General features: G+C 54.3%; 18 protein-coding genes. 13 read left to right on the forward strand and 5 right to left on the reverse strand.

Annotated elements, in window-relative coordinates:
- Window positions 1–21 precede the first annotated feature (21 nt).
- Complete coding sequence (locus H0S68_RS09280) at window positions 22–531, forward strand: hypothetical protein (protein ID WP_130015541.1); 510 nt, start codon at window positions 22–24, stop codon at window positions 529–531.
- 147 nt (window positions 532–678) lie between these two features.
- Here the strand turns inward: H0S68_RS09280 and mntR are convergent, their stop codons facing one another.
- A complete protein-coding gene (mntR, locus tag H0S68_RS09285; RefSeq protein WP_020826347.1) occupies window positions 679–1,149 on the reverse strand; it encodes a manganese-binding transcriptional regulator MntR in 471 nt (156 codons plus the stop codon).
- Between the two features lie 229 nt (window positions 1,150–1,378).
- On the opposite strand from mntR, the gene H0S68_RS09290 reads away from it, so the two are divergent.
- Window positions 1,379–2,683, forward strand: a complete 1,305-nt coding sequence (locus H0S68_RS09290; RefSeq protein WP_020826348.1) for an Nramp family divalent metal transporter — start codon at window positions 1,379–1,381, stop codon at window positions 2,681–2,683.
- Window positions 2,684–2,732: 49 nt separating this feature from the next.
- Here the strand turns inward: H0S68_RS09290 and H0S68_RS09295 are convergent, their stop codons facing one another.
- On the reverse strand, window positions 2,733–3,008 hold the full coding sequence (locus H0S68_RS09295) for a hypothetical protein (RefSeq protein ID WP_116690748.1): 276 nt from the start codon (window positions 3,006–3,008) through the stop codon (window positions 2,733–2,735).
- Between the two features lie 361 nt (window positions 3,009–3,369).
- On the reverse strand, window positions 3,370–4,281 hold the full coding sequence (locus H0S68_RS09300) for a LysR family transcriptional regulator (RefSeq protein ID WP_201895392.1): 912 nt from the start codon (window positions 4,279–4,281) through the stop codon (window positions 3,370–3,372).
- A 155-nt stretch (window positions 4,282–4,436) separates the two neighbouring features.
- On the opposite strand from H0S68_RS09300, the gene H0S68_RS09305 reads away from it, so the two are divergent.
- Window positions 4,437–4,955 (forward strand): YybH family protein, encoded by a 519-nt coding sequence (locus tag H0S68_RS09305; protein ID WP_201895391.1) that lies wholly within the window; start codon window positions 4,437–4,439, stop codon window positions 4,953–4,955.
- 56 nt (window positions 4,956–5,011) lie between these two features.
- On the opposite strand, the gene H0S68_RS09310 is transcribed toward H0S68_RS09305, so the two are convergent.
- On the reverse strand, window positions 5,012–5,758 hold the full coding sequence (locus tag H0S68_RS09310; protein WP_201895390.1) for an SDR family oxidoreductase: 747 nt from the start codon (window positions 5,756–5,758) through the stop codon (window positions 5,012–5,014).
- A gap of 99 nt (window positions 5,759–5,857) precedes the next feature.
- On the opposite strand from H0S68_RS09310, the gene H0S68_RS09315 reads away from it, so the two are divergent.
- Window positions 5,858–6,235 (forward strand): winged helix-turn-helix transcriptional regulator, encoded by a 378-nt coding sequence (locus H0S68_RS09315; protein ID WP_075207786.1) that lies wholly within the window; start codon window positions 5,858–5,860, stop codon window positions 6,233–6,235.
- On the opposite strand, the gene H0S68_RS09320 is transcribed toward H0S68_RS09315, so the two are convergent.
- Window positions 6,232–7,137 carry an ABC transporter substrate-binding protein gene (locus H0S68_RS09320; RefSeq protein WP_020826354.1) on the reverse strand — a complete coding sequence of 302 codons (906 nt, stop codon included), beginning with the start codon at window positions 7,135–7,137 and terminating at the stop codon, window positions 6,232–6,234. The genes H0S68_RS09315 and H0S68_RS09320 overlap by 4 nt on opposite strands.
- 242 nt (window positions 7,138–7,379) lie before the next feature.
- Here H0S68_RS09320 and hinT point away from each other — a divergent pair, with 242 nt between their 5' ends.
- The 9 genes from hinT to H0S68_RS09365 all read left to right on the forward strand — a co-directional run bounded on the left by hinT (window position 7,380) and on the right by H0S68_RS09365 (window position 14,693).
- On the forward strand, window positions 7,380–7,730 hold the full coding sequence (hinT, locus tag H0S68_RS09325; RefSeq protein ID WP_020826355.1) for a purine nucleoside phosphoramidase: 351 nt from the start codon (window positions 7,380–7,382) through the stop codon (window positions 7,728–7,730).
- Window positions 7,731–7,742: 12 nt separating this feature from the next.
- A complete protein-coding gene (locus tag H0S68_RS09330; RefSeq protein WP_020826356.1) occupies window positions 7,743–8,132 on the forward strand; it encodes a YcfL family protein in 390 nt (129 codons plus the stop codon).
- 27 nt (window positions 8,133–8,159) lie between these two features.
- The gene (gene lpoB / locus H0S68_RS09335; RefSeq protein ID WP_201895389.1) at window positions 8,160–8,744 is read left to right on the forward strand and encodes a penicillin-binding protein activator LpoB; all 585 of its coding nucleotides are present in this window, start codon (window positions 8,160–8,162) and stop codon (window positions 8,742–8,744) included.
- Entirely contained in the window at window positions 8,725–9,600 is an 876-nt protein-coding gene (gene thiK / locus H0S68_RS09340; protein ID WP_410529330.1) for a thiamine kinase, read from the forward strand. Before lpoB ends, thiK begins: the two co-directional genes overlap by 20 nt.
- 148 nt (window positions 9,601–9,748) lie before the next feature.
- The gene (gene nagZ / locus H0S68_RS09345) at window positions 9,749–10,768 is read left to right on the forward strand and encodes a beta-N-acetylhexosaminidase (protein ID WP_046373903.1); all 1,020 of its coding nucleotides are present in this window, start codon (window positions 9,749–9,751) and stop codon (window positions 10,766–10,768) included.
- Between the two features lie 72 nt (window positions 10,769–10,840).
- Window positions 10,841–11,383, forward strand: coding sequence for an alpha/beta hydrolase YcfP (gene ycfP, locus H0S68_RS09350; RefSeq protein WP_044549850.1), 543 nt, complete (start codon window positions 10,841–10,843; stop codon window positions 11,381–11,383).
- 332 nt (window positions 11,384–11,715) lie between these two features.
- Window positions 11,716–13,020 carry an NAD(P)/FAD-dependent oxidoreductase gene (locus H0S68_RS09355; RefSeq protein WP_020826361.1) on the forward strand — a complete coding sequence of 435 codons (1,305 nt, stop codon included), beginning with the start codon at window positions 11,716–11,718 and terminating at the stop codon, window positions 13,018–13,020.
- A gap of 358 nt (window positions 13,021–13,378) precedes the next feature.
- The gene (locus tag H0S68_RS09360) at window positions 13,379–13,915 is read left to right on the forward strand and encodes a glycine zipper 2TM domain-containing protein (protein ID WP_169534192.1); all 537 of its coding nucleotides are present in this window, start codon (window positions 13,379–13,381) and stop codon (window positions 13,913–13,915) included.
- 292 nt (window positions 13,916–14,207) lie between these two features.
- On the forward strand, window positions 14,208–14,693 hold the full coding sequence (locus H0S68_RS09365) for an RrF2 family transcriptional regulator (protein WP_020826363.1): 486 nt from the start codon (window positions 14,208–14,210) through the stop codon (window positions 14,691–14,693).
- Window positions 14,694–14,788 lie beyond the last annotated feature (95 nt).

The following is a 14,788-nucleotide window of genomic DNA, read 5'->3' on the forward strand; positions in this document are numbered from 1 at the left end:
CTGCCAGAAGGATTTTGGAGCGTGAAAAAGTATTCTTATCCTTTTCTCTTTTCTGCGACCATCGCTTTTTTAGGGTTGGTGTATGGAGTGATGTGGTGGCATAGAGAGGTTTACCGCATTACTTTTCTCAGTGTCTCGACAACGCGCTATATGATCGTTGCAGCGATGATACTGGCTTTGTTTATTTCAATTTACGCTATTGGCCGTGGCGCCGTAAAAAGCAATAAGCACATTGATTATCTCAAGTTTTATGGCGGGGCCTGCATTGTTTTGTTCTTTGTCTTTGCTATGGCATTAATCACCATGACCTACCTGCTGCCAGGGCCGGTCGTGACCTACACGGCGGTTTACTCTTATGCTGAAGGCAGCAGGAAAAGCTGTGCTGGCGCCGATGTTGACGATCCGGACCTGGGGACGAACATAAGAATATGTCATCCCGCGGGTAACTATGCGTTCGATAACGAGATCTTTGTAGAGAAGAGAAACAATGCCCTTGGTTCGGTAGTCATGTATGCAATGACTTCCCCTTAGCACTGCTGGTCAAATGTAGAAGTTGAGTATTCCAGCCTCTGCATTTCACCCAGCGTTTTCTCACTGGGTGAAAGACCTATTGTGTCTCAAGCCGCCGGCGCAGCCAGGGGTCCTTAAGACTGAAGAGAAAGCAAGAGCCGGGAGGCGCTATTTTTCCGCGTGTTTTTGCAGGAACTGTTCAAACACCGCCAGGGTGTCGCTGGAAATGTGGTGCTCGATCCCTTCGCTGTCCAACTCCGCCGTTTCGTTCGGTACCCCAAGGCACACCAGCAGGTCGACGACTATCCGATGACGACGGCGTACCTTCTGCGCCAGTTGTTCACCTTCCTCCGTCAGGAAAACCCCTCGATAAGGCCGTGACTCCACCAGACCTGCACTCTTCAGCCGGGCAATGTTCTTGATCGCGGTCGGGTGCGACACACCGAAACGTTTGGCGATATCGGTGGTTCTTGCTTCGCGGGTGGTGACCAGCAGGTCGGCTATCAGCTCGACATAATCTTCAATCAGCGCATTGGACTGCGCCTCTCGAGCGCGGGTGAAGCGCAGGGCATGTTCAGCCTCGTCTGGCATTTCGGCCACGACGGGGCGGTCGGCGTCATCTGGTGCGCTTGTTGCCATATTCTGAGACGTCCTTTAAACGTAAATCCAGTGAGTTGCAGATTAATGCAGTTCCGCCATACGTTAGTCCAAAGGCGACGCATTATCAATTCGCCAGACGCATTGGGTGGAAATTAGAAATATTTGTACACAAAGGTAGAGTATCTTCCATTTTGCATAAAGTGTAGCCGATGCTACATTGCTGAGAGTGTTGGGTGAAAAATAACCAGAAAAAGATTGAGGGTAAACCATGCGTGATGCGGCAACCACCACATCGTTAACCGAACGAACCAATACGGCGATAGGTAACGCGCTTGCCGGGCGCAAGCGTGGCGCATTCACGCCGCTGCTGTTCGCCGGGCCTGCGGTGATTGCCTCCATTGCTTATATGGACCCCGGTAACTTCGCCACCAATATTCAGGCCGGCTCGAAATACGGCTATAGCCTGCTATGGGTGGTGGTGATGGCCAACCTGATCGCCATGCTGTTCCAGGCGCTGTCGGCCAAGTTGGGTATCGTCACTCAACGCAATCTGGCAGAGATGTGCCGCGATCAATTTTCGCGCCCGGTGGTGATCGGCATGTGGCTGCTCAGTGAAGTGGCGGCGATGGCAACCGATCTGGCGGAGTTCCTCGGCGGGGCTATAGCGCTTGCCTTGCTGTTCCATATGCCGCTGTTGCCGGGAATGGGGGTGACCGCGGTCATTACCTACGCTTTGCTGATGGTGGAGAAAAAGGGGTTCCGCCCGGTAGAGCTGATGATCGGCGGCCTGGTCGCGATTATTGCCCTGTGTTACCTGGTCGAGATGTTCATTGTACCGGTGGACTGGGCTGCGGCGGGCATGGGCATGGTTACACCGCAGTTGCCGGATGCACAGGCGTTGACCATCGCGGTGGGGATTATCGGCGCCACGGTGATGCCGCATGCCATCTTCCTGCACTCAGGGCTGACTCAGCACCGTGCGCCAGCCAGTGACAGTGGTGAAAGGCGTAAACTGCTGCGCTTTTCCAATATTGAGGTGGTGATTGCCTTATCTGTCGCCGGGCTGGTGAATATTGCCATGGTGATTATGGCCTCCAGCGCCTTCCATGCCGGTAACAGCGACGTGGCGGAGATTGGCACCGCCTACCATACGCTGACGCCGCTGTTTGGCGCTGCGGCGGCGGGTATCTTCCTGATGTCGCTGATTGCTTCCGGCATTTCCAGCTCGGTAGTGGGGACGATGGCAGGCCAGATGATCATGCAGGGCTTTGTCGGTTTCCGTATCCCGGTATGGGTACGCCGCATGGTCACCATGGTGCCGGCGTTCATCGTGGTAGCGCTGGGGGTTAACGCCACCGACGCACTGGTTTACAGCCAGGTCGTATTGAGCCTGGCGCTGCCGGCGCCGATGATTGCCCTGGTGATGTTCACGCGTCGCCGCGACATCATGGGCGAGTTCGTGAATAGCCGCCTGACCAGCCTGGTGTCGATCATCGGTACGGTGATTATTATTCTGCTCAACATGGTGCTGCTGCTGCAAACTTTCGGTGTCGCCATTCCCGGTCTGGGCTGATACCAAGCCGTGCAACCCAGTGTCACGGCCTGGCAACGGCGAGCTCCCGTTAAGGCGTCGTTTTTGGCGTTGGGTTTTGTCCCTGGGTCAGAGCCTTCTCATCGTCGGAGATGCTGCCGGTATTTGCCGCCCATACGCCTTCCTGAGTCTTGGTGACCTGTTGGTGAGCGGCATTCAGGTTTTGGCCAACGGCAGCAATATGATTAGACTCCACACCGCCGGTATTTTCCGCCCAGGGAATGGTTTGATCGTTGGCCCGCGCGAGCCCGCTTAACAACAGAGGCAGGATGACCAGTGTGGCATGAGTAACGACTTTCATTTTCATGATCTCAATGTCCTTTAATGCGTATGGCATACGGTGGTTTGGCCATAGCGTTATCAGTGATAAACAATTGAGGGGGGAGGGATAGCCTTAAGTCAGTCTACTAACGGCTGGCGGTTTGGGATCCGCAATACGCCCTGTTCATACAGTTTAGGCCTGGCTTCCAGCGGCTGCGGTGGCGTTGATGTAAACGGAATCATTCATTTCTAAGCGGACATGTAAAACTGTTTCATGAGAAGTAATTCGCATATTTATAATATTCGGGGTCCTGCAAACAGTTTTATGGCCTAACCTTTCATTTAAGGTAGAAAAGGCAGGGTTGGCGTAGTTATCCGTCTCATCTCATTGAGTTTTTCACCTCAGATTACGCCGATCCCTTTTCTTGCTTCCCGGAAAAAAGCGTGCTGATAAAGTCGACGAATACGCGTATTTTATGGCTGCGGTCGCGCAACCGTGGGTAAAGGATATTGACGGGGGCGCCAACGGGAGCCCATTCCTGTAAGACCGGCTCCAGTGTCCCCGCCAGCAGGTAACTTTCTAACGTGCAATCCAGCAAATAGACCAGTCCGAGATGGTTTTTGGCCACTTCGCATAAAGACTGCGAATGATTAAAACTTAGCAGTGGGCTGGGGGACAGTTGATAGACTTGCTCGTTACGAATAAATTGCCACGGATCTGCCATTGCTTCACCTGAGCGGATAAAACCAAGCCGCACATGTTGTTGCAACTGTTGCGGGTGTTCCGGCCGGCCATAATGGTCAAAATAGACACTTGAACCGCAACACAGGTAGTGCGGTTGGAATAGTTTGCGGCTGACCATATCCGGAACATCGTTGGCGCCGATTCGAATAAACACGTCTGCACGATCCTCTACCGGATTGACCAGCCGATCGTTTACCGACACGCTGAGCTGTATTTCCGGATACTGTGCCAGAAATGCCGGCAGTGCAGGGGCGATATGCATACTGCTGAGCATCGAGGCAATCTCAACGCGCAAGGGGCCGCGGGGTTGTTCAAATTCATCCGACATATCGTTCTTCAGTCGATCAAACTGCTGCAATATCTCTTGCGCCGAACGATAGCAGCGCTCACCGGCCGCAGTCAGCGAAAAACGGCGGGTTGAGCGTTTAAAAAGCGGCTGTTGAAACTGCTTCTCGAGCTGGTTAATGCTGTAAGTGATGCTGGCGGGTGATAAACCCAGTTTAGTTGCAGCCTGGCTGAACCCTTCCATTTCCACTACCTGACAGAAAACGCGCAGGGCGTGCAATTCATTCATTTTGGCTACGTCCATTATTTAAATTTTTAAAAGAATATTTTTAAATTTGCCCACTGTCAATCAGGTGCGAAGTTGATTAAATTATTTTCATCATCTGTCGTTTAATGATGACGTAATTTACCGCATGGTTAAATATAATGTGTTAAGGATATTCAATGAAAAAAATAATCGCTGCTTTATTGCTGGTGGGGCCAGGTTTGTTCACTCAAGCCTACGCGGCTGAAAATAATCTGGCGCATCAAAGTTATAAGGTTTCTGCTGATGCTGGTATAGCGGCGGAACAAAAAGCCGTTTACGATACGATAAATCGCTACCAGACTGCGCTTAATGCGGGTGATACCAACACTATTTTATCGTTGTTCGCGAGTGAGAGTTACTCACAATGGAATGAAAAGCCAACCGCGGACACTAGCGAAAAACGCCGCCAGCAATATGACGACTTATTTAAGAAAGAGAAGTTTGAAACAGAATTCGCCTATGACAGCGTTCACGTTAACGGCAATATGGCTTATGTGCGTACTCACCATCACCGTGGGGCGACGGTTAGTCGAATTAGCGATGGCGCAACGCTAATTGATTTGAATCGAGAAGTCTTTATTTTAGAAAAACAGCAGGGGCATTGGAAAATTGTAGTTTATACATTTAATACCAACCCTATTCAGGGAGTGGGCTGAGTAATTATTAAATAAAGACCGCGAGAGCGGTCTTTATTTTCAGATTATCAACACGACTAAAGATTCCCTACGCCACCGTCGATCAGCAACTCACTGCCCACCATAAAGGCGGACTCATCCGATGCCAGGAAGACTGCCGCCTTTGCCAGCTCCCATGCCGTACCCATGCGGCCGATAGGCACCAGAGCGCGGATCTCGTCGCGCAGGGCCTGTTCATCGGCATCATTTAGCCCCAGCTTGCCCAGCGCCGGGGTTTCTGTCGGGCCGGGGCTGAGGCCGTTAACCCGGATGCCGCGCGGATGCAGTTCGCCGGAAAGCGTTCGGGCCAGCGATAACAGCCCGGCCTTGCTGGCGGCGTAAACGTTGCTTAATGGCAGCCCGATATGTGCACTGACCGAGCCGCACAAAATAATCGACGCCGGATTAGCCAGCTGTGGCAGTAGCGCCTGGATCAGGAAGAACGGCCCCTTCAGGTTGATGTCCATCAGTCGCTGATAACTTTGTTCATCCCACTCCTGCAAAGGATGGTGCGTGACGTCACCGGCGTTGATATACAGCACGTCGAGGCGCGGCCAGTGGTTGGCCAACTGCTGCGCCAATGTGCGTTGTTCAGCGATATCTCCGGCGTCGCTGCGTAACAGCAACACGTCACCCAGTTCTTTTCCCGCTGCCGCGAGGCCGCTTTGGCTGCGGCCGGTGATCGCCACGGTGGCACCCTCAGCGATAAACTGACGCGCCGTTTCCAAACCAATGCCGCTGGTGCCGCCGGTGATCAACGCGTATTTGCCCTGTAGTCGTGACATAGCCCACTCCTGTTTATTGTCGATAAGGCCATTATTTGCGCTATAGTATCCTTTGCATAGTAGGCACCTTTTGGATACTAACGGGCGAAGAGGGATGAAATGAGCAAAGCTGGGCTTTCTGCTACGGAAAAAAATTTAGCCGGGTTGCCGACAGCGGGCGAACCTTGTCCGATGGTGGACTTCGTGAATCTGGTTGCAGGGAAGTGGGCGATTCCCATCCTTTACCGATTGATCTTGATCGACAGCCCGGTGCGTTTCAGTGAACTGCAACGTGCGGTAGCGCCGATTGCTCAGAAAGAGTTGACGCGCCAACTGCGACAGTTTGAGCAGCGCGGTCTGGTCACGCGGCAGGTGTTTCCGGAGGTCCCGCCGCGTGTTGAATATCAAATTACGTCGCTGGGCAAAACGCTGCGCCCGACGCTCGACTCTTTGGCTAACTGGATGCGGACACACGCACCCCAGTTAATTGAGGATTAGTCGCCGATACCCGGCGGATTGATGGCTGAGCGCGGGACCTTTTCATCGTGCTCACCCCAGCGATCCAGCACCTGGGCGTATTCGCCGCTGACGATCACCCCATTGATGGCGGCGTTGATGGCCGCCACCAGGCCATTGTCTTTTTTAGTGGTGACCGCCACATAGGCCACGTTCGGGCCGATGCCAACCATTTTGGTTTTGCCGGTCAGCGCCGCCTTGTAGGCTCCGGTGGAATGGGGGCCGAAGTAGGCATCGACGCGCCCGGACTGAATGCTCAGGTTGGCGGCAGCATCGTCGGTGACATAAATCGGTTGCACCGGCGGCAGGCCGTTGGCGCGGTTCTGCTTGTCCCAGCCGAGCAGGATGTTTTCCTGATTGGTGCCGGAACCGACAATGATTCGCAGCCCGGCAACGTCTGCGGGTTGATTGATTGAATTGATTTTACTGGTGGATTTTACGTAAAAGCCCAGCGTATCCACCCGATAGGTAGCGAAATCAAACTTGGTTTTGCGCAGTTTGGTCACGGCAATATTGAAAATTGCGGCGTCATACTTGCCGGAACTGATCCCGAGTGGCCAATCCTCCCAGGAAGTGGGCACCAGATTTAATTCCAGCCCCAAGCTGTCTGCCACCAGTTGTGCAATATCCGGGTCGCTGCCAATCAGCGTTTTATTGTCTTCGGCAAACAGCGCCAGCGGCGGGGAATTTTCAGACGCCACTGCGACGGTTAACTTGCCCGGCACGGCAAAAGGGTAATTGGCTGGGATCAAGGCGATGGCAGCCGGGTTCTTCGCCGCTCGCACATGTTGTTGGTTGGCTTGCAGATCGATAATGCTTTGGGGTTCAGCCACGGCATGGCCGCACAGCAACAGCGCCCCCAGCGCCAGTGTTTTGAATTGCATGTTATTTCTATCCGTTGCTAATCATAGGGTTACTATTGGCGGCGGCCGCGGGCAAGTAAAGCAACAATAGTGAATAACCAAAGTGAAAAAATCGGATATGCGCTGCCCGGAACGGCGTAATTATTCTGGCTGGTTGCCTGATTCTGCATCACTCAACGCGGAAAGTGCGCAATCAGGTTGAAAGCAGTAGAATTTGTCACTCATACTGCGTACAGCTTTTTTCCCTCTACAAGGAACGCCAGATGGCCGAAGAAACGATTTTCAGTAAAATTATCCGCCGCGAAATCCCTGCTGATGTGGTCTACCAGGATGAACTGGTCACCGCTTTTCGCGACATTTCACCTCAGGCTCCGACCCATATTTTGATCGTCCCGAATGTGCTGATCCCTACGATTAACGACGTGACTGTCGAGCACGAAGCGGCTCTCGGCCGCATGATCACCGCCGCGGCAAAAATTGCCGAGCAGGAAGGCATTGCCGAAGATGGCTACCGTCTGATAGTCAATTGCAATCGCCATGCCGGCCAAGAGGTCTATCATATTCATATGCATCTGGTCGGTGGCCGTTCATTGGGGCCGCTGCTGTCACGCTAACCGAGGTCAATCATGCGCTATAGCAAATCCCTGCGTTGTCTGATGGCGCTGGCGTTACCCGCCGTTATTTTAATGGGCTGCAGCAGCCCGAAAGGCATCGCGGTCAACGACCGACAGACGGTAGTGATGGATTCGCCGGTGCTGACCGCGGGCATTCTGGCCGATAATCCGTCGATTTCGGACGCTTCCGGGCGCGTGATGGCTACCTCGGAACTCAGTAACAGCCAATCCACACCGGTAACGGTACACTATCGTTTTTACTGGTATGACGATCAGGGGCTGGATATCCGGCCTTTTGAGGCGCCGCGCACCATCACTATTGCGCCAAATTCAGACGCCACTATTTACTCGCTTAACGGCAACCTCGATGCCAAACGCGTGCGTCTGTACCTATTCTTGTAAACTCTTGGTTCAGTGGGAGAGGGATTAATGAAAAAGTATCTATTTGTGGCGCTGGCCGCGTTGACGTTAACCGGCTGTTTATCGCGTCCGCCGGAACCGGAGCAACCGCAGCCGCCGGTGACGGTTGAGCCGGTAACGCCGCCGATCGAGCAGCCACAACCGCCGGTTAGCGAGCCGGTACCGCAACCGCCGAAAATTCAGCAGCTCGATTGGCTTGGCAGCGTACAGCCGCTGGTGAACCAGATGCTGAAAGCCGATGGCGTCAATCCAGGCAGCGTGCTGTTGCTCGACAGCGTGAAGAACAACACCAACGGTGCATTGCAGACGGCGAAAGCGACCTCGGCACTGCACAAGGCGTTGGTATCCAATCAAACCTTCTCCATCGTGCCGGAAGCGCAGTTGGTCAGTGCCAAACAGACGCTGGGCCTGTCGGCGGATGACAGCCTGGGTTCACGCAGCAAAGCCATCGGTCTGGCGCGGATCGTCAGTGCACAGTACGTGTTGTACAGCGACGTCAGTGGCGACGTGAAGTCCCCAACGTTAGATATGCAACTGATGCTGGTGCAAACCGGTGAAATCGTCTGGTCAGGCAATGGCACCGTCAAACACTGAAGCCACGTTGCGAGCACTGATTGAGAACGAACTGCCGGCGGTGAAAACCGCCGGTTGTCGTTTCAGCCCGGTGCAGGGCCTGACCGGTGAAAGTTGGCGTATTGAAGGCGAAGGTGTACATCTGTTGGCGCGTCAGCAAAGCCCAGAGAAAAGTGCGCTGGGCGTCAGCCGTCGGCGCGAGGCGCGAGTGCTGCATCGCCGTGGGAAGGACATCGGGCCACAGGTTTTAGTGCAAAATAATCAGTGGATTATCCTGCAGTGGCTTGATGGTGACGTTGTCACAGATGCGGATTTTTCTCGCCTCAATGAGCAGGGCGATTTGGCGGCGTTGCTGGCCGGTTTGCATCGGCAACCTCCCAGCGGCTACCCGTTGAACCTGCCTTGGCAATTTGCCCGTTATTGGCAGCAATTGGATGGTCGGCGTTTGACGCCGGCCTGGCTGCGGTTGCATCAACACTTTCAGCACCGCCGCACACCAACGCCGTTGAAACTGGCGCCGCTGCATATGGATGTTCATCCGGGTAATCTGATCGTTCAGGGCGAAAATCTGCGGCTGATTGACTGGGAGTATGCGGCAGACGGCGATATTGCGTTAGACATTGCCGCGCTGTTTTGCAGTAACGCCTGGTCACCCGCGCGCCGACAGCAATTTTTGCAGCATTATGCTCGCATCGGTTACCTTGATTTGCCCTTGCTGCGCAGGCAGGTTCAGCGCTGGCTGCCGTGGGTGGATTACCTGATGCTGCTCTGGTTTGAAGTGCGCTGGCAACAGACCGGCGATCCTGAATTTTTGCGCTGGGGCGCAGTGTTGCACCGGCGTTTTTGTTTAACATCCCATGTTCTATACCTAAAATAATTGGAGTTGCATTGAGGCGGCCAGTCTGTAAGTCCTCAGGAGCATAGATAACTATGTGACTGGGGTGTGCAGGCGCAGCCAACAAAGAGGCAGCTTCAAGTAGACAGGTATAAATGAATAATGAAGTGAGGTGGCCGTGGGCCCAGTAATGTTAGATGTCGCCAGCTATGAGCTGGACGCAGAAGAACGTGAGATCTTAAAACACCCGCTGGTGGGCGGCCTGATCCTCTTCACCCGCAATTTCCACGATGCACAGCAGCTGCGTGAGCTGGTGCGGCAGATCCGCGAGGCTTCCCACGATCGGCTGGTGGTGGCGGTGGATCAGGAAGGCGGCCGCGTTCAGCGTTTCCGCGAAGGTTTTACCCGCCTGCCGGCGGCACAGTCATTTGCCGCCCTGAATTCTGCCCATGAGGGCAAGCGTCTGGCGCAGGAGGCCGGTTGGCTGATGGCCGCGGAAATGATCGCGCAGGATATCGACATCAGCTTCGCGCCGGTGCTGGATATTGGCCATGTCAGCGCCGCGATTGGTGAACGCTCGTTCCACAGCGATCCAACGCAGGCGTTGGTGATGGCTGAGCAGTTCATTTTGGGCATGCACAGTGCCGGTATGAAAACCACCGGCAAGCATTTCCCGGGGCACGGTGCCGTCAGCGCGGATTCGCACAAAGAAACGCCGCGCGATCCACGTCCACTGGCGCAGATCCGCGAACATGATATGGCGATCTTCCGCGAATTGATTAACCGTCAACTGCTGGACGCCGTAATGCCGGCGCACGTCATCTATACTGAAGCAGACCCGCGTCCGGCCAGCGGCTCCCCTTATTGGTTAAAGCAGATCCTGCGTCAGGAGTTGGGCTTTGACGGCGTCATTTTCTCGGACGACCTGTCAATGGAAGGGGCGGCGATCATGGGCAGTTATGCCGAACGTGGCCAGGCGGCACTGGATGCCGGCTGTGACATGATCCTGGTGTGCAATAACCGCGCAGGGGCGGTCAGCGTGCTGGATAACCTGTCCCCGGTCAAAGCAGACAGGGTGAAGCAGTTATATCATCGCGGTCAGTTCACCCGTCAGGCGCTGCGTGATTCTGCGCGCTGGCAGCAGGCGCATAAGGAACTCAATGCGCTCAGCGAACGCTGGGAGGAGCACAAACAGCGTAATGCGGGGTGAACCCAGGGCGTCGTAATGCGGCGTAAACGATGAGGGCTGCGGCGCAGCCCTCAGCTTGTTGCGAGGATCCACATGATTATCTATCTACATGGCTTCGATTCAACCAGTCCCGGCAATCATGAAAAGGTGTTACAGCTCCAGTTTATCGATCCGGACGTGCGCTTTATCAGCTACAGCACCTTGCATCCACGCCATGACATGCAGCATTTGTTGAAAGAGGTGGACAAGGCGGTTCAGCAGGAAGGGGATAAACATCCGCTGATCTGTGGGGTGGGTTTGGGGGGCTTTTGGGCCGAACGTATCGGCTTTCTGTGCGGCATCCGACAGGTGATCTTCAACCCCAATCTGTATCCTGAAGAACATATGCAGGGCAAAATCGACCGGCCGGAAGAGTACCGTGACATCGCCACCAAGTGTGTCGAGGACTTCCGCGAGAAAAATCGCGATCGCTGTCTGGCGGTGCTTTCCCGCCACGACGAGGTGTTGGACAGCCAGCGCAGTGCGGAACTGCTGCACAAATACTATGAAATCGTCTGGGATGAACAGCAGACGCACAAGTTCAAAAATATCTCGCCTCACCTGCAGCGTATCAAGGCGTTCAAGACCCTGGTTTAACAGTTTTATAACGCGCGATGTCGCCGCAATGATTGCTTTTTACAGGCAAACATTGCGGTATTTCGTGGTCAAAAAGCGCCGTTTGGCCAGTTGGACGGTAAAATTTGAAACTGTGACCCAGCGCTAACTATTTGAATCACAATCCTCAAAATTTCCCTTCGTCCAGCCTTTAACCAAAAAAGTTTGATGTACATCAATTTTGGTATTACCAAATAACCCCCCATGCTATTCTGGCTTTAGATAGCAGGTTTAATTTACGCGAACCCTATGTATTCTAAGGATATTATTTCTTTACCCTTGGGCAACAATTGGTTCACATTTAGGGGGTTATTTTGACAACGCCAAAGAAAAAAATCGTCATCGTGGGTGGTGGCGCCGGTGGTCTGGAACTGGCGACCAGCCTGGGCCATAAACTCGGTCGTAAGCATAAAGCTGAAATCACGTTGGTGGACCGTAACCACAGCCATCTGTGGAAACCTTTGCTGCATGAAGTCGCAACCGGTTCCCTTGATGATGGCGTTGACGCGCTGAGCTACCTGGCGCATGCGCGCAATCACTCTTTCAGCTTCCAACTGGGTTCGCTGACCAACATCAATCGTGAAACCAAAACGCTGCACCTGGCGCAAATCTGCGACGAGCAGGGTGGCGAATTGGTGCCTGAGCGCGAGTTGTCTTACGATATTCTGGTGATGGCGCTGGGCAGTACCTCGAACGACTTTGGCACTCCTGGCGTAAAAGATCACTGTATCTTCCTGGATAACCCGCACCAGGCGCGACGTTTCCACAACGAGATGCTGAACCTGTTCCTCAAGTTCTCGGCGCAGCCGGGGCAAAAAGAGCGGGTGAATATCGCTATTGTTGGGGGCGGTGCCACTGGCGTTGAGCTGTCCGCCGAACTGCATAATGCGGTGAAACAGCTGCACAGCTATGGTTTTGAAGGCCTGGACAACAGTGCACTGAACGTGACGCTGGTCGAAGCGGGCGAGCGTATTCTGCCTGCGCTGCCGCCGCGTATTTCGGCTGCTGCACATCAGGAACTGAACAAATTGGGCGTGCGCGTGCTGACCAACACCATGGTCACCAGCGCGGATGCCAACGGCCTGAATACCAAAGGCGGCGAATTTATCGATGCCGATCTGATGGTGTGGGCGGCCGGTATCAAGGCGCCGGACTTTATGAAGGACATCGGCGGGCTGGAAACCAACCGCATCAACCAGCTGGTGGTAGAGCCAACGTTGCAAACCACGCGCGATCCGAACATTTTCGCCATCGGCGACTGCGCTTCCTGCCCGAAAGAGGGCGGTGGTTTTGTACCGCCGCGCGCCCAGTCGGCGCACCAGATGGCATCACGCTGCTTTACCAACATTCTGGCGCTGATGAACGGCCAGACGCTGAAGCCGTACGTGTATAAAGACCACGGTTCGTTGGTGTCTCTGTCCCGCTTCAGCACCGTGGGCAGCCTGATGGGCAACCTGATGCGCGGTTCGATGATGGTGGAAGGCCGCATTGCGCGCTTTGTTTACATCTCGCTGTACCGTATGCACCAGGTCGCTTTGCACGGCTACATCAAAACCGGCCTGATGATGCTGGTTGGCGGCATTAACCGGGTGATCCGCCCGCGTTTGAAAATGCACTAACCGCCCCGTTATCGACCACCCACGCCGGTTCGCCCGCGTGGGTTTTTTTATGCCTACAGCCGCAAGAACGGGGAGGCAGCAGCTGATTATTCAGCACAATGTCCCGTCGTTATGGGTAAAAGTCTTAAGAATCCTCCTAAACACTGGGGGTAAGTGGGATTTCCGGCATTTTTGGTCACATTGTCTTATTGCGAGGTTCTGGAACATTGTGCAGACTTTCTCTCGTTTACAGACGGCGCGTCGCGCACGCCGTAAACCGGAATACCACGTGCCGCCAATGCGCAAAATAATAAGCGCGGTGCAATGTCGGTAAAGTCCCCGGTACAAATGCGTGGTAACACTTTCAGGAGGATTTCCTGTGAACAAGTCAATGTTAGCCGGTGTGGGTATTGGTATTGCAGCCGCTCTGGGTATTGCTGCGGTTGCCAGTCTTGACGTTTTCTCTTCCGGTCCGCAATACGCGCAGGTACTCGCTGCCACGCCGATCAAAGAAACCATCAAGACCCCGCGTCAGGAATGTCGCAATGTGACCGTCACTCACCGTGCGCCAGTACAGGACGAGAATCGTCTTGCCGGCTCCGTGCTGGGTGCGGTCGCCGGCGGCGTCATCGGTCATCAGTTCGGTGGGGGGCGTGGACGTGACGTCGCGACGGTCGTCGGCGCATTGGGCGGCGGCTATGCCGGTAACCAGGTGCAGGGGGCGATGCAGAATAACGACACCACCACCAGCACGCAGCAGCGTTGTAAAACGGTCTACGACAAATCACAGAAAATGCTGGGTTACGACGTGACCTACAAGATTGGCAATCAGCAGGGCAAGATCCGCATGGATCACGATCCCGGCACCCAGATCCCGCTGGATAAAAGCGGCCAGCTGGTGCTGAACAAAGCCTGATCGCCCGATAAGAATTAAACCCGCGAACAGTGTTAGTTCTGATCGTTTAACTCAGTTAAGCGAGCGGCATTAATATTGGCGCGGGTTTCTGTCTATTTACTCCCCGCCGTTTTGCCGTCAGGCCAGTACTGACGCTATTTCCCGCACTAATGTATCCGTGCGATTTATCCGGGCATAACTTCAATAGTGCAACAGTGTTTGTTATATTATTGTGCAATTGAGCGGGTGTTGTGGCGTGATGCCACCCCGGCCAAACCTGAGAATTGGGTCTCCCGGAGACAGAGATAAAAACATGTTAGATTTTCGCTTTCCGACAGCGTTGCAAATGGTACTTAGCGTAGCCGTGGCTGAAAAGCTGGGCGTGCGTTCGACCAGCGCGGTCCTTGCCGCCGGTCTGGAAGCCAATCCCAGTTTTATCCGCAAGCTGATGGTGCCCTTGACCAAAAATGGCATCATCGTTTCTACCCTCGGCCGTAATGGTTCGATTCACCTGGGGCGCCCGGTGGAGCAGATCACCCTGCGAGATATTTACCTGTCCGTGATTGACGATAAGCGCATCTGGGCCGCCCGGCCGGAAGTGCCGGCCCGCTGCCTGGTCAGCGCCAATGCCTGTTGGTATTTCAAGTCGGTGGTAAACGAAGCGGAAGAAGCGTCGCTGGAAGTACTGGCGCGCCATACGGTAGCCGACGCGTTGGCCGAGCTGGAGCGGGGCGACAAGCGTGCCTGTGCGGAATATATGGCGCGTGCCGGTCAGGATGCAGAGACAGCGGAAAAATAAATCACGCTAAACGCTAAAACAAAGAAAAAGCCCGGTGTTTAAACCGGGCTTTTTTATGGCTGACAAAGTCCTTTGCCGTTAAAAAATCTGCTCTT

This window comes from Serratia sp. AXJ-M (assembly GCF_046531865.1).
Classification (GTDB): domain Bacteria; phylum Pseudomonadota; class Gammaproteobacteria; order Enterobacterales; family Enterobacteriaceae; genus Serratia; species Serratia liquefaciens.

Coding starts and splice junctions, on each gene's coding strand:
- H0S68_RS09295 (WP_116690748.1), bottom strand. CDS start 3,008: ATGAAAATGAAAGTCGTTACTCATGCCACACTGGTCATCCTGCCTCTG.
- thiK (WP_410529330.1), top strand. CDS start 8,725: ATGGCACCGTCAAACACTGAAGCCACGTTGCGAGCACTGATTGAGAAC.
- H0S68_RS09300 (WP_201895392.1), bottom strand. CDS start 4,281: ATGAATGAATTGCACGCCCTGCGCGTTTTCTGTCAGGTAGTGGAAATG.
- H0S68_RS09315 (WP_075207786.1), top strand. CDS start 5,858: ATGAGCAAAGCTGGGCTTTCTGCTACGGAAAAAAATTTAGCCGGGTTG.
- nagZ (WP_046373903.1), top strand. CDS start 9,749: ATGTTAGATGTCGCCAGCTATGAGCTGGACGCAGAAGAACGTGAGATC.
- H0S68_RS09320 (WP_020826354.1), bottom strand. CDS start 7,137: ATGCAATTCAAAACACTGGCGCTGGGGGCGCTGTTGCTGTGCGGCCAT.
- ycfP (WP_044549850.1), top strand. CDS start 10,841: ATGATTATCTATCTACATGGCTTCGATTCAACCAGTCCCGGCAATCAT.
- mntR (WP_020826347.1), bottom strand. CDS start 1,149: ATGGCAACAAGCGCACCAGATGACGCCGACCGCCCCGTCGTGGCCGAA.
- H0S68_RS09310 (WP_201895390.1), bottom strand. CDS start 5,758: ATGTCACGACTACAGGGCAAATACGCGTTGATCACCGGCGGCACCAGC.
- H0S68_RS09290 (WP_020826348.1), top strand. CDS start 1,379: ATGCGTGATGCGGCAACCACCACATCGTTAACCGAACGAACCAATACG.
- hinT (WP_020826355.1), top strand. CDS start 7,380: ATGGCCGAAGAAACGATTTTCAGTAAAATTATCCGCCGCGAAATCCCT.
- lpoB (WP_201895389.1), top strand. CDS start 8,160: ATGAAAAAGTATCTATTTGTGGCGCTGGCCGCGTTGACGTTAACCGGC.
- H0S68_RS09305 (WP_201895391.1), top strand. CDS start 4,437: ATGAAAAAAATAATCGCTGCTTTATTGCTGGTGGGGCCAGGTTTGTTC.
- H0S68_RS09365 (WP_020826363.1), top strand. CDS start 14,208: ATGTTAGATTTTCGCTTTCCGACAGCGTTGCAAATGGTACTTAGCGTA.
- H0S68_RS09330 (WP_020826356.1), top strand. CDS start 7,743: ATGCGCTATAGCAAATCCCTGCGTTGTCTGATGGCGCTGGCGTTACCC.